Below are 17275 nucleotides of genomic sequence, written 5' to 3'. Positions count from 1 at the left end.
TTCGCATCGGTTGCCGATGACCTAACGTTTAGCGTGATTTGGCTGACGATAGAAAGGGGGACGACGCCGCAGTTCTGTGCGCCGTCGTCCGTTTAGTGTCACGCAGCCTGGCGTTCCAGCTCCGGCTGCCACTCGCCGAGGGCAGCGAGGCTGTTCATATGGCAGCGATGCAGGAAGGCGCGCTGGCCGGCCGCGACATTCTCCGACTTGCCGCCCCAGGCTTCCAGCGACGAATGCTGAAGCGCGCGCCCGAAGGAGAAGGTGATCTTCCAGGGCAGGTTCGGAATCTGGTTCATGAGCGACAGCCGTTCCGTCGCCTCGGCGCCTTCCTGGCCGCCGGACAGGAAGGCGATGCCGGGAACCGCGTGCGGGACCGTCGCATGGAATACCGCCACCGTACGCTCGGCCACTTCTTGGCCAGTCACGATCTGGCCGCTGTCCTTGCCCGGAACGATCATGTTCGGCTTCAGGATCATGCCGGTCAAATCGATGCGGGCGCGGACGAGCTCCTCGAAGACAACGTCAAGCGTCTGCCGCGTGACCTCGTCGCAACGGGCGATGTCATGCGTCGCTTCGGCGCCGTCCATCAGTACTTCCGGCTCGACGATCGGGACGATGCCGGCTTGCTGGCAGAGGCCGGCATAGCGGGCGAGAGCCTGGGCATTCGCCCGGATAGCCTCCTCCGTCGGCAAGCCCTTGCCGATGGCGATCACGGCGCGCCACTTGGCGAAGCGGGCGCCGAGACGGCGATATTCGGCAAGCCGAGTGTCGAGACCGTCCAGCCCTTCCGTGATCGTCTCCCCGGGGAAACCGGGCAGGGGCTTGGCGCCGCCATCGACCTTGATGCCGGGTATCGAGCCGGCGGCCTTGATGATATCGACGAGCGGCGTTCCATCCTGAGCATTCTGGCGGATCGTCTCATCGTAGAGGATCACACCGGAAATATACTTCTGCATCGCCTCGTCGGCGCGGAACAGCATCTCGCGATAATCGCGGCGCGTGTCGAAAGTGGATGTGAGGCCGATCTGGTCGAAGCGCTTCTTGATCGTGCTCGAACTCTCGTCGGCAGCCAGGAGGCCCTTGCCGGGCGAGACCAGACGACGGGCGATTTCCTGCAGGCTTTCGGTCATGCGTGGCGATCTCTTCCAATGTCAGATGGCCGGACTGCCCAAGCCAACCGGTTTTGGGATAGCGCGCAACGTTAGATTTTGCACTGCAAAATAAAACGTCGCTGGTCGATTAAGCACCTGCAACGTTTAATTTTCATGACCGAACAAACAAATCGGCCCGACGGCTCTCAGTTGGCCGTTGTGCGTCGCAGCAAACTGGATCAGCTGCGCTTCAGAACCTCGACGCCCGGCAGCACCTTGCCTTCGAGCCATTCGAGGAAGGCGCCACCCGCCGTCGAGACATACGAGAAGTCGTCGGCGACGCCAGCCTGGTTGAGCGCCGCGACCGTATCGCCACCGCCGGCGACCGAGAGCAGGTGACCTGCCTTGGTGCGCGCCGCGGCATGACGGGCCGCTTCATTGGTGCCGATATCGAACGGACGCAGCTCGAAAGCGCCAAGCGGGCCGTTCCAGACCACAGTCGCCGCATCGTCGATCGCGGCCTTGATGCGCTCGATCGACTGCGGCCCGACATCAAGGATCATGCCATCGGCGGGTATAGCCTCGACACTGTAGTTCTGGCTCGGGCTATTGGCCTCGAAATGATAGGCAACATTGGCGTCGACCGGCAGGATGATGGCGCAGTTCGCCTCTTCGGCCTTGATCAGGATCCGGCGGGCCGTGTCGGCGAGGTCCTTCTCGCAGAGCGAGGCGCCCACATTGTAGCCCTCGGCGTTCAAGAATGTGTTTGCCATGCCGCCGCCAATGACGAGAGCGTCCACCTTGGTGACGAGATTTTCCAGGAGGTCGATCTTCGACGACACCTTGGCGCCGCCGACAATGGCGATCACGGGTCGCTTCGGCGCCGTCAGCGCCTTCTCCAGTGCCTCGAGTTCGGCCTGCATGGAACGGCCGGCATAGGCAGGCAGGATATGGGCGATGCCCTCGGTCGAGGCATGGGCGCGATGCGACGCCGAGAAGGCGTCGTCGACATAGAGGTCGCCGAGTTCCGCCAGCGCGGAGACGAAGATCGGATCGTTCTTCTCCTCGCCCTTGTGGAAGCGGGTATTCTCCAGCAGCAGCACGTCGCCGTCGCTCATCCTGGCAATGGCGGAGGCGGCGTCGTTGCCGATGCAGTCATCCGCGAAGGCCACGGCGCGGCCGAGCAGTCGCTCCAGCACCGGAGCCACCGGGGCGAGCGACATCTCCTTGACCCGCTCACCCTTGGGGCGGCCGAAATGGGCGAGCAGGATCACCTTGCCGCCCTTTTTCGAGATCTCCTCGATCGTCGGCAGCACGGCACGGATGCGCGTATCATCGGTAACCTTGCCGTCCTTGGTCGGGACATTCAGATCGACGCGGACGAGCACGCGCTTGCCCTTGAATTCGGCGGCATCGAGGGTGCGAAAGCTGGTCATGGCTGGATTCCTCGCGCTCGGGTCAGGGCATTGGCGGAGGCGGCGCAGGAGTGTCCGCCTCCGATCTTATCGATTGGGCTGGCTTCAGATCGTCTTCGCGAGGGCGACCGACATGTCGGCCATCCGGTTCGAGAAGCCCCACTCATTGTCGTACCAGGCCAGTACGCGGACGAAGGTGCCGTCGATGACCTTGGTCTGGTCGAGGTGGAACGTCGCCGAATGCGGGTCGTGGTTGAAGTCGTGCGAGACGTTCGGCTGGTCGGTGACAGCCAGCACGCCCTTCAGCGCGCCTTCCGACGCCGCGATCATCGCCGCATTGATCTCTTCCTTGGTCGTTGCGCGATCGGCGACGAAGGTGAGGTCAATCAGCGAGACATTCGGCGTCGGCACGCGGATCGCGCTGCCGTCGAGCTTGCCCTTGAGCGATGGGATCACCAGGCCGATCGCCTTGGCGGCGCCCGTCGAGGTCGGGATCGAGGAAAGCGCAGCGGCGCGGCCGCGGTAGAGGTCCTTGTGCATCGTATCCAGCGTCGGCTGGTCGCCGGTGTAGGAGTGCACCGTCGTCATGTAGCCATGGTGGATGCCGACGAGTTCCTGCAGAACCTTGGCAACCGGCGCCAGGCAGTTCGTGGTGCAGGAACCGTTCGAGATGACCAGATGGTCCTTCGACAGGCCGCTATCGTTGACGCCGTAGACGGCGGTGTAGTCGGCGTGGTCGGCCGGAGCCGAGACGATGACGCGCTTGGCGCCAGCCGTCAGATGCGCGGCCGCCTTGTCGCGAGAGGTGAAGATGCCCGTGCATTCGAGCGCGATATCGACATCGAGCTCCTTGTGCGGCAGCGTCGCGGGGTCCTTGATCGCGGTGACACGGATCTTCTTGCCGTCGACGACGATCGAATCACCCTCGACGGCTACCGTCTTGGGGAAGCGGCCATGCACCGAATCGAAGCGCAGCAAATGGGCGTTGGTCTCGACTGGGCCGAGGTCGTTGACCGACACGACCTCGATATCGGTACGGCCCGACTCGACGATCGCCCGCAGAATGTTGCGGCCGATCCGGCCAAACCCATTGATTGCTACCCGCACCGCCATGGTCGATCTCCTTGAGGCGCGAACAAGCGCCTTCTCTCTGTGTCCGGGGCCGGAACCCCAACGTCCCGGCCGTATTTGTCGCAGTTTCAGGCGTTCGAGGCCAGACGCGCAAGCGCCGCATCGGCGGCCGCCTCGGCCGTGATGCCGAAATAGGGGTAGAGCGCCTCAATCGGCGCGCTGGCGCCGAAGCTGCTCATGCCGATGAAGATGCCGTCCGTGCCGATGAAGTGGTCCCAGCCCTGGCGGATGGCGGCTTCGATCGCGAGCTTGACCGGCGAGGTGCCAATGGTTGCCGCTTTGTAGGCCTCGTCCTGCCTGTCGAACAATTCGAAGCACGGGACCGACACGACGCGGGCCGTGCGGCCGGCCGCCTCGATCTTGGCCTTGGCATCGATGGCGATCGCAACCTCGGAACCGGTGGCGAAGATCGTGACGTCCGCCTCGGCCGGGCCGGAGAGCAGGTAGGCACCCTTCGCTGTCTTGTTCTCGGACGAATGCTCGACGCGCTGGGTCGGCAGATTCTGGCGCGAGAGGGCTAGAAGCGAGGGATTGTGAGCGCTTTCGAGAGCGATCTGCCACGCTTCGGCCACTTCCACGGCATCGCCTGGACGGAAGACCTGGAGGTTCGGGATCGCACGAAGCGCGGCCAGATGTTCGACCGGCTGGTGCGTCGGGCCGTCTTCGCCGAGACCGATCGAATCATGCGTCATCACATAGATGACACGCGTTCCCATCAGCGAGGAAAGGCGGATTGCCGGGCGAGCATAGTCGCTGAACACCAGGAAGGTGCCGCCATAGGGCAGGAAGCCGCCATGCAGCGAAATGCCGTTCATGGCCGCCGACATGCCGAATTCGCGGATACCGTAATGGATGTAGCGGCCGGAATAGTCGTCCGGGGTCAACGCCTTCTGCGGCTTGCCGCGCGTAAGGTTCGACCCGGTCAGATCTGCCGAGCCGCCCACCATTTCCGGAACGACAGCCGTCAGCATGTCGAGCGCCATTTCCGAGGATTTGCGGCTGGCGACATTCGGCTTTGTCTCGGAGAGCGAGCGCTTATAGGCCTCAACCGCTGCCTCGAAATTGCCGGGCAGCACGCCTTCGAAGCGGCGCTTGAATTCCCACTTCTTGTCATGGTCGAGCGCGTCGAGCTTGGACTCCCAGGCCTCCCGGGCTCCTACCCACTGCCGCGCGGCCTCATGCCAGCCCGTGGCGACATCCTCGGGAATCTCGAAGGGCGGATACGGCCAGCCGAGTTTCTCGCGCGCGCCGGCGATCTCGGTGGCGCCGAGGGCGGAGCCATGCGAGGCGTGGCTGTCGGCCTTGGTAGGGGCGCCATAGCCGATGATCGTCTTGCAGGCGATCAGCGAGGGCTTGTCGGAATGACGGGCCCGCTCGATGGCGGCGGCGACCGCGTCCTGGTCGAAGCCGTCGACGCGTTCGGCATGCCAGCCGAAGGCCTTGAACCGGGCGATCTGGTCGACCGAGGTGGCGAGGTCCGTGTGGCCGTCGATCGTGATGCCGTTATCGTCGAAGAGAACGATCAGCTTATTGAGCTTCAGATGGCCGGCGAGGTCGATCGCTTCGTGGCTGACGCCTTCCATGAGGCAGCCGTCGCCCGCGATGACGTAGGTGTAGTGGTCGACAATGTCATTGCCGAATTCGGCGGCGAGCATGCGCTCGGCGAGCGCGAAGCCGACCGACATGGCGAGACCCTGGCCGAGCGGGCCGGTGGTCGTCTCGACGCCGACCGTGTCGAAATTCTCGGGATGGCCCGGGGTCTTCGAGTGGAGCTGACGGAAGCGCTTCAGTTCGTCCATCGTGACGACATCGGAGCCAAGCAGGTTCAGCACCGAATAGAGCAGCATCGAGCCGTGGCCGGCGGAAAGGATGAAGCGGTCGCGGTCCGGCCAGTGCGGCGCCTTGACGTCATATTTCAGGAAGCGGGTGAAGAGCACCGTCGCCACGTCGGCCATGCCCATCGGCATGCCCGGATGGCCCGACTTCGCCTTCTCGACTGAATCCATCGCCAGCGCGCGAATAGCGTTCGCCATGCGCTTGTTGAGTTCCGTGTCCGTCATGGTTCGCTTCTTCGCTAGAGGGCCGGGGCCGCTGTCAGGCCTGAGCCAGCCGCTTCGGTTTCCGGGACGCCACCAGGCCGTGAGACCGTCGGGAAAGGTCGACGCGACAAATATCAGGTCGCGAAGGGTAGTCAATCGCGCGGCCCCGGAGGCTGACGTCCCAAGCACGGACGAAATTCGCCAATTTCTTCGCTGGCTTGCTCGCATTGACGCGAGGTTTGGCCGGTGCCTAATCTCTGCCGCACGGCCTCGATGGCCGGATTCGATGCGCCAGCCATGGAGCGCCAGAAGCCAAGATGTCTTCCGCCTCGCCGATCGACCGGGCCGTGCGCCGCCTGCAGGCGGCCCTCGATGCCCTCGAGGGAGTAGTGGAGGATCGACTCGGCGCCGACGCCAAACTCGCCGAACTGGAAGGCGAACTGCAGCGCATCGGCCTCGACCGTTCGCGCCTCGCCCAATCGGTCGACGCGGCGGAATCGCGGGCCGAGCGTCTCGAATCGGCCAATCAGGAGGTCTCCCGCCGCTTGGTCGGGGCGATGGAGACGATCCGCGGCGTCCTTGATCGCGATGGAGCCGGCTGATGGCCCAGGTCAACGTCACCATTAATGGCAAAGTCTACCGGATGGCCTGCGACGACGGCCAGGAGCCCCATCTGGAGGGGCTCGCGGCCCGTCTGAACGAAGTCATCGAGCAGCTTCGCGGCAGTTTCGGCGAGATAGGCGACCAGCGGCTCATCGTCATGTCGGCGCTGACCATGGGCGACGAACTCGCCGAGGCGCATCGCCGGATCCGCAGGCTTGAGACCGAGATCGCCGGCGTCAACGAAACCAAGGCCGCGGTGATCGCCCGCTTCGAAGAGGCCGAAGGCGGCTTCGCCCGCGCCATCGAGCACGTCGCCGGCCGGATCGAAGGCGTGACGCAGAAGCTGCGCGAAGGCGGCGGCTGACGAGGCCTGTCCGGCGGCTTTTCTATCCGCTCTGGTATGCCGTCGCCTCGTCGCCTATATTCGGACTCGGCGATACTGCGCGGCCCGACAGGATATCTAATTCCCCGGGGCCTTATCGATCCAAACGGGGGCTGTCCCTGACTGGGCCCGTGGGCCCGGATACATGGCTCCCACCTACGCTGTAGGTTCCCGGGATCGATCAATCCATCGGCCCATCGTGGGTCGCCACCTCTTCCCTCCGCGCTGTTTCCTGCTGACCATGGGCGCCGATTTTTGCGCGATTTGCCGAACCTGAAGGCGGATCTGAGAGCCACCGCGCTCGCGCGGCGCGATGCGATCGATGTTTCGCTTCGTCAGGACGCGGCCGAAGCGGCTGCCGTTCACTCGGCGCCGCTGCTCGCCCGGCTTTCTCCCCGTATCGTCTCCGGCTATTGGCCGATCCGCTCCGAAGTCGATCCGCAGCCGATCCTGGCGGCGGCGCGGCGGGCTGGTGCCTCGATCGCGCTCCCGGTACTTGTCGACCGTGCGACGCTGCGCTTCCGTCTCCACGAAGCCGACGAGCCGCTGGTGCCGGCCGGCTTCGGAACCTATGGCCCGCCCGAAACCGCGCCCGAAATCGTGCCGGATCTCGTCATCCTGCCGCTCGCGGCCTTCGACCGTGCGCTCCATCGCATCGGCTACGGCCAAGGCCATTATGACCGCGCGCTTGCGGCGATGATCGATGCCGGACGACGTCCCTGTCTCGTCGGCCTTGCCTTCGCGGCTCAGGAAGTCGAAAGAATACCCTTCGAGCCGCATGACATTCCCCTCGACTTTATCGTCACCGAGCGGGAACTCATCGCGGCACCCTCGCGCGGCTGATCGTTCGGAGCCTTCCTTGCGCCTCTTGTTCCTCGGAGACATTGTCGGCCGCAGTGGCCGTGCCGCCGTCACGGCTCTGCTCCCCGGCCTCATCGACCGCTATTCGCTCGATTTCGTAGTGATCAATGGCGAGAACGCCGCCGGCGGCTTCGGCATGACCGAGGAAATCGTCACCGATCTGATCGATGCCGGTGCCGACGCCATCACCACCGGCAACCACGCCTTCGACCAGCGCGAGGCGTTGGTCTTTGCCGAGCGGCAGCCACGTTTCCTGAGGCCGGCGAATTTTCCCGCCGGGACGCCCGGTCGCGGCGCCAATCTCTATTCGGCTCGCAATGGGGCGAATGTGCTCGTCTGCAATGTCATGGGCCGGGTCTTCATGGACGCGCTCGACGATCCATTTGCCGCGGTCGACCGCGAGGTTTCCGCTTGTCCGCTGGGCGAGCAGGCCGACGCGATCGTTGTCGATTTTCATGCCGAGGCGACCAGCGAAAAGCAGGCCGTCGCCCACCATCTGGATGGCCGGGTGACGCTGGTCGTCGGCACGCACACGCATGTGCCGACCGCGGATCACCGCATTCTGGCCGGCGGCACCGCCTATCAGTCGGATGCCGGCATGTGCGGCGATTATGATTCCGTTCTTGGCATGGAGAAGGACGAACCGGTGCGCCGCTTCCTGACGAAGATCCCGTCGGGACGCTTCACGCCGGCCGCCGGCGCCGCGACCTTGTGCGGCGTCGCGGTCGAGATCGACGAGAGCACGGGCCTCGCGCTCGCGGTTGCGCCGCTGTCGATCGGCGGCGTGCTCGAACAGAGGCTGCCGCCCTTCTGGGGTTGACGGCGGCGGCCTTCCATGTTGGGAGAGGCGCCCGCATCCCCAACGACCCAATGCTCGTCCGCGATTTCGCCGGATGTGGCCTCAGGAGTGAAGGCATGGCCCGTTCGGCCCTTCTCAACGTCATGGTCGCCGCCGTCCTGAAGACCGGCCGCACGCTCGCTCGCGATTTCGGCGAGGTCGAGAACCTCCAGGTCTCCATGAAGGGGCCCGGCGACTTCGTTTCCGCCGCCGACAAGAAGGCGGAGAAGACGCTGATCGAGGAGCTTTCGCGGGCGCGGCCGGGATATGGCTTCCTCACCGAGGAATCGGCGCCGATCGAGGGTACCGACCGCTCGCATCGCTGGATCATCGATCCGCTCGACGGTACGACAAACTTCCTGCACGGCATCCCCATCTTCGCCATCTCGGTGGCGCTGGAGCGCGACGGCCAGATTGTCGCCGGCGTCATCTTCAATCCGGTGATGAACGAGCTCTATGTCGCGGAGAAGGGTGGCGGCGCCTTCATGAACGACCGCCGCATGCGCGTCGCGACCCGCAACACCCTTGCCGACGCAGTCGTCGCGACCGGTATCCCGCATCTGGGGGGGCCGGACCATGCCGGCTATTTGAAGAAGCTCCAGCGGGTCATGCTCGAAGTCGCGGGGATCCGCCGCAACGGCGCGGCCGCGCTTGATCTCGCATGGGTCGCGGCGGGCCGCTTTGATGCTTATTTCGAGGACCATATCCACGCCTGGGACATCGCGGCCGGCCTCCTGCTCGTTCGCGAGGCGGGCGGATTCGTGTCTGACACTTCCGGCGGCGATCGCATGCTCGAAACCGGCAGCATCTGCGTCGGCAACGAGTCGATTCATCGCCGATTGCTGGCGACGCTCAAGGCTTAACGGCGCCCGGTCCCGTTTTCGCCACAAGGCTCCTGTGCAATCCCCGTTCGACGGAGAGCTCCCGATGGCGAAGAAGAAGGCCCGCATTCCCGAAACCCTGTTCGGCAGGCTGTGCCTTGTCACGCCCGCCGGGTTTGATGCCGACTGCTTCGCCCCGGTGCTCGACGAGGCGCTGCGCTCCGGCGATGTCGCCACGCTGATCCTCGATCTCGCCGGCCTTTCCGCCGCTGACGGCCTCGCCGCGGCCGAGCGTCTGGTCCCGATCGCCCAGGCCAACGGTGTCGCGGCCATTATCGTCGACGATGTCTCGATCGCGCGCGCCTCGGGCGCCGACGGCATCCAGGTCGAGGGCGATCATGCCGAATTGCGCCGGGCGACCGAAGCCTTCCATCCCGACGCGATCGTCGGGGCGAGCGGCCTGCGCACGCGCCATGAGGCCATGCTCGCCGGCGAGACGGAGTGCGATTATCTTTTCTTCGGCCGGCTTGATGGGGATACGAGCGAGGCGATCTTCGATAAAGCGCTCGACATGGCGGCCTGGTGGTCGGCTGTGTTCGAGATCCCGGCGATTGTCATGGGCGGCAATTCGGTCGCGTCGGTGATCGAGGCAGTGGATGCGCGGGTCGAGTTCGTGGCGCTGCGGAGCGCCATATGGAACCACGCGGAAGGCGCGGCGGCGGCGGTGACTGAGGCGAACCGGCTGATCGCCGCGCGTCAGGCGGAAGCCGTGACGTGAGCCGGCCTCTCATCGTCCTTTTCCTGGCCTTCGCGGCCTTGCCAGCCTTCGCGGCCAATCCCCCGCCGAAGCCATTGGTTAAGCCCGCCGATACGGCCGGGACCGCCGCTCCGGCGACGCCGGATAACGATCGCGCGATTCTGTTCGAGCCGCCGCCGGATCCACTCCTTGGCGTGCCGCCACCGGCCGCGGGGCTCATGCCCTCGCCGCAGGATTTCCTCGATGCTGGGCGTGGCATCGAACCCGACCAAGGCGACGCCGCCTATGGCGCCTATCAGCGCGGCCTCTATGATCGAGCCTTCCTGTTGGCGCTGCCGCGTGCCGAACGCGGCGATCCGGTCTCGCAGACACTGGTCGGGCGGCTCTACCAGGAAGGGCTGGGCGCCAAGCAGAGCGACAAGGCCGCCGCCGCCTGGTTCCAGAAGGCGGCGCTTTCGGGCGATCCGGCCGCGCAGTTGGCGCTGGGGCTCCTGTTTCTCGACGGCAAGGGCGTCAAGAAAGACAAGTCCAAGGCCGCTGATGCGTTCGAGCAGGCGGCGATCTGGAACGACCCGTCCGCGCTTTATAATCTCGGTCTTCTCTATCTCGATGGCGACGTTCGCCCGCGCGATCCACTGAAGGCCGCTGATTTCTTCGGCAGGGCGGCGGCGCAGGGCAGCAGCAACGCCGAATTCGCGCTCGCCCAGCTTTATTCCGTCGGTGACGGTGTCGTGCTCGACGACGGCATTGCCACGATGTGGACCGCCCGGGCCGCCAAGAACGGGCATTCCGAAGCGCAACTCGAATATGGGATCCGTCTCTTCAACGGCACCGGTGTTCCGAAAGACATCATCGGGGCGGCGGGTTGGCTCCAGCGCTCGGCCGAGCGCGGCAATCCAATGGCGCAGAATCGCTATGCGCGGCTCCTGGCGAGCGGGCGCGGCGTCGATCCTGACCCGGTCGCGGCGGTGCGATGGCACCTGATTGCCACCCAGGCCGGTGCGAAGGACGAGTGGCTGGACGATTTCATGAAGACACTCTCGGATGCCGATATGAAACGGGCGCAGGCAGAGGCACAGCGCTGGGCGGCGGTGGCGAGGCTGACGAATACGGCGCGAGTCAGCAGCCAGCCAGAGGCGCCGACGGAGGCGAAAGCCGCCGCGCCGCCCGCGGCGTCTTCGAAGTCCAACGATGATGCCCCCGAGGTTGTCGCCCCCAACGCGGCGGCGCTCCAACAAAGCGCACCGCCCGCCGACGCGCTGAAATAGAGGGCTTTCGCCGGTTCGCGGTGAGCCCGGCTTTATTTCGCTCGATCGAAACCCTATAAGCGGCCATCAACCGATGGCGGTGCCAAGCCGCCGCAGTATTTGCGAGCCCTTTCTCAAGGACGTCCGAGATGGCGGGACATTCCCAGTTCAAGAACATCATGCATCGCAAGGGTGCGGCCGACGCCAAGCGGTCCAAGCTCTTTGCCAAGCTCGCCCGTGAGATCACGGTGTCCGCCAAGCTTGGCTTGCCGGATCCGAAGATGAATGCGCGCCTGCGTCTCGCGATCCAGAATGCGCGCGCCGAGAACATGCCCAAGGACAATGTCGACCGCGCCATCAAGAAGGCGATGGGCAGTGATGGCGAGAACTATGACGAGATCCGCTATGAGGGCTATGGCCCCGGTGGCGTTGCTGTCGTCGTCGAGGCGCTGACCGACAACCGCAACCGCACCGCCAGCGCGGTGCGCTCCTATTTCACCAAATCGGGCGGTGCTCTCGGCGAGACCGGGGCCGTCTCGTTCATGTTCGATCATGTCGGCGAGATCGTCTACAAGCTGACCGCCGGTTCACCGGACGCCGTGATGGAAGCGGCGATCGAGGCCGGTGCCGAGGATGTGCAGAGCGATGCGGACGGTCATGTCGTCTATGCAAGCTTCGAAAATCTCGGCGAGGTCGCCAAGGCGCTCGAAGACACGATTGGCGAGGCCGCATCGGTGAAGGCAATCTGGAAGCCGCAAAATCTCGTGCCGGTCGATGAAGAGAAGGCGGCAGCGTTGCTGCGCCTCATCGATTCGCTCGACGATGATGACGACGTTCAGGCTGTGTACACCAATTTCGATATCCCTGAAGACGTGCTGCAGAAGCTGGCGGCGGCCTGAGCCGTCGGCTCTTTTGCCGCTGCGCCCTCGACAGGCGCGGGTTCGGTCCTAGTTGGAAGAGAATTCAACTTCCAGATCAGGCCGGACCCTATCCATGCGAGCCAGGATTGCCTTTTCCACCCTCATTGTCGCGATGTCGCTGACGGCGGCCGTTGCCACGCCGCCGCCGAAGCATCAAAACCGGATAAAGGGCACCGTCGAGGCGCTTGTCGGCGATAGGCTGACCGTCAAGGCCCCCGATGGACAAGACTATTCGATCCAGCTCCCTGCCAATGTTTCGGTCACGGCGCTGGCCAACCGCCGGCTGAGCGACATCAAGGCCGGCGACTATGTCGGATCGGCCGCTGTTCAAGGCGCCGATGGCAAGCTGCACGCGCAGGAAGTCCACATCTTCGCCGAGGCGATGCGCGGCGCGGGCGAGGGGCACCGCCCCATGGACGGTCCCAGCCAGTCCATGACCAACGCCACCGTCACTACCGTGATGAGCGATCCAGAGGGACAAGTCCTGAAACTGAGCTATCCGGGCGGCGAGCAGGATATCGAGGTCGGTCCGGACGCCCGAATCGTCGCCATCATTCCCGGCGATCGCTCGCTGTTGAAGCCGGGCGCCGCCGTCTCCGTGTTCGTGAACCGGCAGGGTGACGGCACGCTCACGGCCCGCGGAGTTCAGGCGGAGAAGGACGGCGTTCCGCCGCTGTAGCGCAGCGAACCGCCGCTCTGTTCACCGAACGTTCTTCCCAATCGGCGCGCGCTCGGCTACGCCTTGGCCATGATCCACGCGATTCGCATTCTCGGCATCGATCCCGGCCTCCGCCGTACCGGCTGGGGGCTGGTGGAGGTGAGAGGAAATGCGCTCTCCTTCATCGCGTCGGGTACGGTTCGCGCCCCGCTCGACGGCGAGATGGCGCATCGTCTCGTGGCGCTTCATCAAGGGCTGACCCAGATCGTGGCAGGATTCCAGCCGGACGAGGCCGCGGTGGAGCAGACCTTCGTCAACAAGGATGCGGCGGGCACGCTGAAGCTTGGCCAGGCGCGGGGGATCGCGCTGCTGGTCCCGGCGCTCGCCGGCATTTCGGTCGCCGAATATTCACCGAATTCGGTCAAGAAGACGATCGTCGGCACCGGTCATGCCGGGAAGGATCAGATCCGCATGATGGTCCGCGTCCTGCTCCCCAAGGCCGATTTCGATTCCGACGACGCCGCCGATGCGCTCGGCGTTGCGATCTGCCACATCCATCACCGCGGCGCGATCGCCCGGCTGAAGGCCGCCGGTGGCTGACGGCTGGATCCCTTGACGGACCTTGTGAATGTTCGTCAAATGTTCTATTCTTTACTTCAGAAAGTAAAGACGAGGCTCCGGCATGCGCGTGAGTTCGAAAGGACAAGTGACGATTCCCAAACCGCTCCGTGATCGGATCGGCATTGGCGCGGGCGGGGAAGTCGAGTTTGGTCTCGACGGCGAGACGATCACGGTCCGCAAGACACAACGGCCGGCGGGTCCAGGCCCAACCCGCGGCGAGCGGCTGGTCGAGGCGTTGAGAGGCACGGCGACCGCCAATCGCGATCTGACGACTGACGAGATCATGAAACTGCTGCGTGGCGATGACTGAAACACTTGTCGACACCAACGTCATGCTCGACGTCGCTGGTGACGATCCGATCTGGGGCGAATGGTCAGAGCGGGCTTTGGCGCGGGCGGTGGACGATGGTGGCTTGGTCATGAACCAGATCGTCTATGCCGAATTGGCGGGCGGCTATTTGCGGCGGGAGCAACTGGACGAGGCGCTGAAGGCGTGGCCGTTCCAGCGTGAAGACGTCCCCTGGGATGCGGCCTTCATGGCCGGGCTGGCCTTCGTCAACTATCGCAGGCGCGGCGGAGCCAGAACCTCGACATTGCCTGATTTCTTCATAGGGGCCCATGCGGCAGCGCGCGGCTATCGACTGTTGACCCGAGACCGGGGCCACTACGCTTCCTATTTCCCGACGCTCGACATCGTCTCGCCGGAGCGCCAGCCATGATCGGGAAGCTCAAGGGCATCGTCGATTCATATGGCGATGACTATGTCATCCTCGATGTCGGCGGTGTCGGCTATCAGGCCTATTGTTCCACCCGCACGCTGCAGGCTCTGCCGCAGCCGGGCGAGGCGGCGCAACTCGCGATCGAGACCTATGTGCGCGAGGACCTGATCCGTCTCTATGGGTTCGGAAGTGACGTCGAGCGCGAGTGGTTCCGCCTGCTGATGACGGTGCAAGGCATCGGGTCCAAGGTTGCGCTGGCGATCCTCAGCGTGTTGAGGCCGACCGAACTCGCGACGGCGATCGCGCTGCAGGACAAGGCCCAGATCGCGCGCGCGCCCGGCGTCGGTCCCAAGGTGGCGGCGCGTGTCGTTGCCGAGCTTCGCGACAAGGCGCCGGCTCTTTCTTCGGCCGATCCGGCAGTGGCCTCGCTGCAGTCCGATCTGGCCGATCGCCGCGCGCCGCAGCCGGTTGCCGATGCGGTGTCGGCGCTTACCAATCTCGGCTATGCCCAGATCCAAGCCAGCGCCGCGGTCGCCGCCGCCTCGCGCAGCGCGGGGGAGGGGGCGACGACGGAGATGTTGATCCGCCTCGGCCTCAAGGAGCTGGCGCGGTGAGGGCGAGGGGCCCGGCGCCATTATCCTTCGCCCGGGTCGCTGCGACCCTCGCCGTCTATACGGTCGCCGGGCCGCTGATCGGAACGGCATTCGGCCTGCTGATACTCGTCCCGCTGGCGATGCTGACCTTCGGCAGCGGCATCGCGGCCATCATCGGCGCATACTTCCTCTCCAATCCATGGCTGCCCTATTTCTATGGCCTGTTGCCGGCCGCGGCGACGGGGATCCTGCTCGTGCTTCGCGAGGCGATCGCCGGCAGGCCGCGTCTCCTGCTGGTCGCGGCGATCGGCCTGTTGGCCGGACTCGTTGCAGGCTATTTCACGTTCGGCCAGAATCCCTATCTCGTTGGCGTCTTCGCCGTGAGCTGTCTCGTTGCGGCGCTTGGTTGCCATGGCTTGCTCGCGCTTTTTGGCCGGGGTCGTCCATGAGCGACAAGCCGAGCGCCAGCAAGGCTCCTCGTCCTATTGGAGCGCCGCGTGCCGCGAAGGGAGCCAAGGCCGCCAAGTCGTCAAAAGCCCTCAAGACGGCGAAACAGCCTCTGCTTCTGTGGCGTACGCCGCTGATCTTCGCGCTCGTGGTCCCTGGCCTGTTCATGCTGATCGACATGTCGTTCGAGCAGGCGACGCAGCCGACCGGTTTCTCGCCTGCGCGGCTCTGGAGCTGGATCGCTGATGACGGCTTCCTCATCTTGCGCGCCGTCTACGCCCTCGGCGCGCTACCGGCAGCCTTTGCAGGTCTTCTCGTGGCGCGGCGCGACCAGCGCGGCGGTTCCGCGCCCCGTTTCGCATTTGTCGTCTTTGTGTTGTTTGCCGTGCCGGTAGCCGTTCTCTTCGCGCGCAACCTCTTTCTCTTCCCCCCGCCGCCGATCTCCGAGCAAATTCTGATCGGGCTCCGCGTCATGACAAGCGTGGTGATCGCCGGCCTCGTCTGCTACGCACTCACGCGGTGGATCGTGAAGGGAAGCCGATGAGCGAAAAGCGCGTCCTCTCGCCTGCCGAGCAGGCCGATGACGACCGCACGATGCGGCCGCAGGTGCTGGCTGATTTCGTCGGCCAGGCGCAGGCGCGCGCCAATCTCTCGGTGTTCATCGAGGCGGCGCGCGGGCGGAAAGAAGCGCTCGACCATGTGCTCTTCGTCGGGCCGCCCGGCCTCGGCAAGACGACGCTGGCGCAAATCGTATCGCGCGAACTCGGCGTCAATTTCCGCGCGACGTCGGGACCGGTGATCGCCAAGGCCGGCGATCTGGCCGCGCTGCTCACCAATCTCGAGGAGCGCGACGTGCTCTTCATCGACGAGATCCACCGCCTTTCTCCGGCAGTCGAGGAAATCCTCTATCCGGCGATGGAGGATTTCCAGCTCGACCTCATCATCGGCGAGGGGCCGGCGGCGAGGTCGGTGAAGATCGATCTGGCGAAGTTCACGCTGGTTGCCGCGACGACGCGGATCGGCCTTCTAACCACGCCCCTGCGTGACCGCTTCGGGATTCCGGTCCGGCTGCAATTCTATACGGTACCCGAACTGGAGCACATCGTAACGCGCGGCGCTCGCATCATGGGCGTACCTATGACGGCGGATGGCGCGGCCGAGATTGCGCGGCGTTCGCGCGGTACGCCTCGCATCGCGAGCCGCCTGCTTCGGCGGGTGCGTGATTTTGCCCTGGTCGACGGTCCCGGACATATCGATCGCGCCGTCGCCGATCGCGCGCTGCTGCGTCTCGAGGTCGATTCGATGGGCTTCGATCAATTGGACCGGCGCTATATGCAGACGATCGCGATCTCCTTCGGCGGTGGCCCCGTCGGCATCGAGACCATCGCCGCCGCGCTTTCCGAGCCGCGCGACGCCATCGAGGAAATCGTCGAGCCCTATCTGATCCAGCAAGGCTTCGTGCAGCGAACACCGCGCGGGCGCGTGCTTACTGTTCATGCCTTTCGCCATCTCGGCCTCGAGGCGCCGCAGGCACCGGCGCAGGCATTGCCGCTTTTCGATACGGAAGAAGAATGAGCGAAAAGATCTTGCTGCCATCCTCCGGCCGCCACACGGCCGAGGGGCATATCTTGCCGGTCCGGATCTATTTCGAGGACACGGATTTCTCCGGCGTCGTCTACCACGCCTCTTATGTGCGCTTCTTCGAGCGGGGGCGGACGGAGTATGTCCGCCTGCTGGATGTGCACCATAGTGCCCTCGATGCAGGCGAAGCGGGCGAGCCGATGGCGTTCGCCGTGCATCGGATGGAGATCGAATTCAAGCGACCGGCGCGTATCGACGACGTCGTCGAGGTCGTCACGCGGCACAAGGAAACCCGCGGTGCGCGGATCATCCTCAACCAGTCGATCCGCCGCGCAGGAACTATCCTTGTTGATGCGGTTGTGACGGTCGTTCTGGTCAACAAGGAGGGGCGGGCATGCCGCATTCCCGAGCTCCTCGCGGAACGCTTCGCCGCAGCGCCGAGATAACCATTGATTAACCACGACATCCCTATCATAAGCCGTCGTGCAGGCACCGGGAAAAGCCAGCAAACGCCCTCATTTCGACAAATTTGAAGGCGAGTTACCCCAACG

At 64.9% G+C, this 17275-nt stretch carries 21 protein-coding genes and 1 other RNA gene; 18 read left to right on the top strand and 4 right to left on the bottom strand.

Annotated elements, in window-relative coordinates; translation table 11 throughout:
* Nucleotides 1-98 precede the first annotated feature (98 nt).
* From OSH05_RS22825 to tkt, 4 genes are all read right to left on the bottom strand, one after another.
* Nucleotides 99-1130, bottom strand: a complete 1032-nt coding sequence (locus OSH05_RS22825; RefSeq protein WP_104220079.1) for a class I fructose-bisphosphate aldolase — start codon at nt 1128-1130, stop codon at nt 99-101.
* 200 nt (nt 1131-1330) lie between these two features.
* A complete protein-coding gene (locus OSH05_RS22820) occupies nt 1331-2527 on the bottom strand; it encodes a phosphoglycerate kinase (protein WP_104220080.1) in 1197 nt (398 codons plus the stop codon).
* Between the two features lie 84 nt (nt 2528-2611).
* Entirely contained in the window at nt 2612-3619 is a 1008-nt protein-coding gene (gene gap, locus OSH05_RS22815) for a type I glyceraldehyde-3-phosphate dehydrogenase (RefSeq protein ID WP_104220081.1), read from the bottom strand.
* 86 nt (nt 3620-3705) lie between these two features.
* Nucleotides 3706-5697, bottom strand: a complete 1992-nt coding sequence (gene tkt / locus OSH05_RS22810) for a transketolase (RefSeq protein WP_104220082.1) — start codon at nt 5695-5697, stop codon at nt 3706-3708.
* Nucleotides 5698-5993: 296 nt separating this feature from the next.
* Here tkt and OSH05_RS22805 point away from each other — a divergent pair, with 296 nt between their 5' ends.
* From OSH05_RS22805 to ybgC, 18 genes are all read left to right on the top strand, one after another.
* A complete protein-coding gene (locus OSH05_RS22805; protein ID WP_104220083.1) occupies nt 5994-6278 on the top strand; it encodes a DUF4164 domain-containing protein in 285 nt (94 codons plus the stop codon).
* Entirely contained in the window at nt 6278-6643 is a 366-nt protein-coding gene (locus OSH05_RS22800) for a cell division protein ZapA (protein WP_104220084.1), read from the top strand. The genes OSH05_RS22805 and OSH05_RS22800 overlap by 1 nt, the downstream gene beginning before the upstream one ends.
* Nucleotides 6644-6712: 69 nt before the next feature.
* Nucleotides 6713-6870: non-coding RNA, 6S RNA (gene ssrS / locus OSH05_RS22795), on the top strand.
* A gap of 46 nt (nt 6871-6916) precedes the next feature.
* The gene (locus OSH05_RS22790) at nt 6917-7504 is read left to right on the top strand and encodes a 5-formyltetrahydrofolate cyclo-ligase (protein ID WP_104220085.1); all 588 of its coding nucleotides are present in this window, start codon (nt 6917-6919) and stop codon (nt 7502-7504) included.
* 16 nt (nt 7505-7520) lie between these two features.
* Nucleotides 7521-8342, top strand: coding sequence for a TIGR00282 family metallophosphoesterase (locus OSH05_RS22785; protein WP_104220086.1), 822 nt, complete (start codon nt 7521-7523; stop codon nt 8340-8342).
* A gap of 95 nt (nt 8343-8437) precedes the next feature.
* Nucleotides 8438-9223 carry an inositol monophosphatase family protein gene (locus OSH05_RS22780; RefSeq protein WP_104220087.1) on the top strand — a complete coding sequence of 262 codons (786 nt, stop codon included), beginning with the start codon at nt 8438-8440 and terminating at the stop codon, nt 9221-9223.
* Between the two features lie 64 nt (nt 9224-9287).
* Nucleotides 9288-9959, top strand: a complete 672-nt coding sequence (locus tag OSH05_RS22775; RefSeq protein WP_104220088.1) for a thiamine phosphate synthase — start codon at nt 9288-9290, stop codon at nt 9957-9959.
* Nucleotides 9956-11206, top strand: coding sequence for a tetratricopeptide repeat protein (locus OSH05_RS22770; protein WP_104220089.1), 1251 nt, complete (start codon nt 9956-9958; stop codon nt 11204-11206). Before OSH05_RS22775 ends, OSH05_RS22770 begins: the two co-directional genes overlap by 4 nt.
* Before the next feature lie 128 nt (nt 11207-11334).
* Nucleotides 11335-12084, top strand: coding sequence for a YebC/PmpR family DNA-binding transcriptional regulator (locus tag OSH05_RS22765; RefSeq protein WP_104220090.1), 750 nt, complete (start codon nt 11335-11337; stop codon nt 12082-12084).
* 94 nt (nt 12085-12178) lie between these two features.
* Complete coding sequence (locus OSH05_RS22760; protein ID WP_133163128.1) at nt 12179-12784, top strand: hypothetical protein; 606 nt, start codon at nt 12179-12181, stop codon at nt 12782-12784.
* 69 nt (nt 12785-12853) lie between these two features.
* Nucleotides 12854-13363, top strand: a complete 510-nt coding sequence (ruvC, locus tag OSH05_RS22755; protein ID WP_104220182.1) for a crossover junction endodeoxyribonuclease RuvC — start codon at nt 12854-12856, stop codon at nt 13361-13363.
* A gap of 82 nt (nt 13364-13445) precedes the next feature.
* On the top strand, nt 13446-13694 hold the full coding sequence (locus tag OSH05_RS22750; protein ID WP_104220092.1) for an AbrB/MazE/SpoVT family DNA-binding domain-containing protein: 249 nt from the start codon (nt 13446-13448) through the stop codon (nt 13692-13694).
* The gene (locus tag OSH05_RS22745) at nt 13687-14103 is read left to right on the top strand and encodes a type II toxin-antitoxin system VapC family toxin (protein ID WP_104220093.1); all 417 of its coding nucleotides are present in this window, start codon (nt 13687-13689) and stop codon (nt 14101-14103) included. The genes OSH05_RS22750 and OSH05_RS22745 overlap by 8 nt, the downstream gene beginning before the upstream one ends.
* Nucleotides 14100-14717, top strand: a complete 618-nt coding sequence (gene ruvA / locus OSH05_RS22740) for a Holliday junction branch migration protein RuvA (protein WP_104220094.1) — start codon at nt 14100-14102, stop codon at nt 14715-14717. Before OSH05_RS22745 ends, ruvA begins: the two co-directional genes overlap by 4 nt.
* A complete protein-coding gene (locus tag OSH05_RS22735; RefSeq protein ID WP_104220095.1) occupies nt 14714-15145 on the top strand; it encodes a type 1 periplasmic-binding domain-containing protein in 432 nt (143 codons plus the stop codon). The genes ruvA and OSH05_RS22735 overlap by 4 nt, the downstream gene beginning before the upstream one ends.
* A complete protein-coding gene (locus OSH05_RS22730; protein ID WP_104220096.1) occupies nt 15142-15687 on the top strand; it encodes a hypothetical protein in 546 nt (181 codons plus the stop codon). Before OSH05_RS22735 ends, OSH05_RS22730 begins: the two co-directional genes overlap by 4 nt.
* Nucleotides 15684-16718, top strand: a complete 1035-nt coding sequence (gene ruvB / locus OSH05_RS22725; RefSeq protein WP_104220097.1) for a Holliday junction branch migration DNA helicase RuvB — start codon at nt 15684-15686, stop codon at nt 16716-16718. Before OSH05_RS22730 ends, ruvB begins: the two co-directional genes overlap by 4 nt.
* Entirely contained in the window at nt 16715-17170 is a 456-nt protein-coding gene (ybgC, locus tag OSH05_RS22720; RefSeq protein WP_104220098.1) for a tol-pal system-associated acyl-CoA thioesterase, read from the top strand. The genes ruvB and ybgC overlap by 4 nt, the downstream gene beginning before the upstream one ends.
* Nucleotides 17171-17275: the final 105 nt, after the last annotated feature.

Source organism: Kaistia algarum, from assembly GCF_026343945.1.
Classification (GTDB): domain Bacteria; phylum Pseudomonadota; class Alphaproteobacteria; order Rhizobiales; family Kaistiaceae; genus Kaistia; species Kaistia algarum.
The sequence above is the reverse complement of the archived record's forward strand: the minus strand, read 5'-3'. Positions and strand labels throughout refer to the sequence as shown.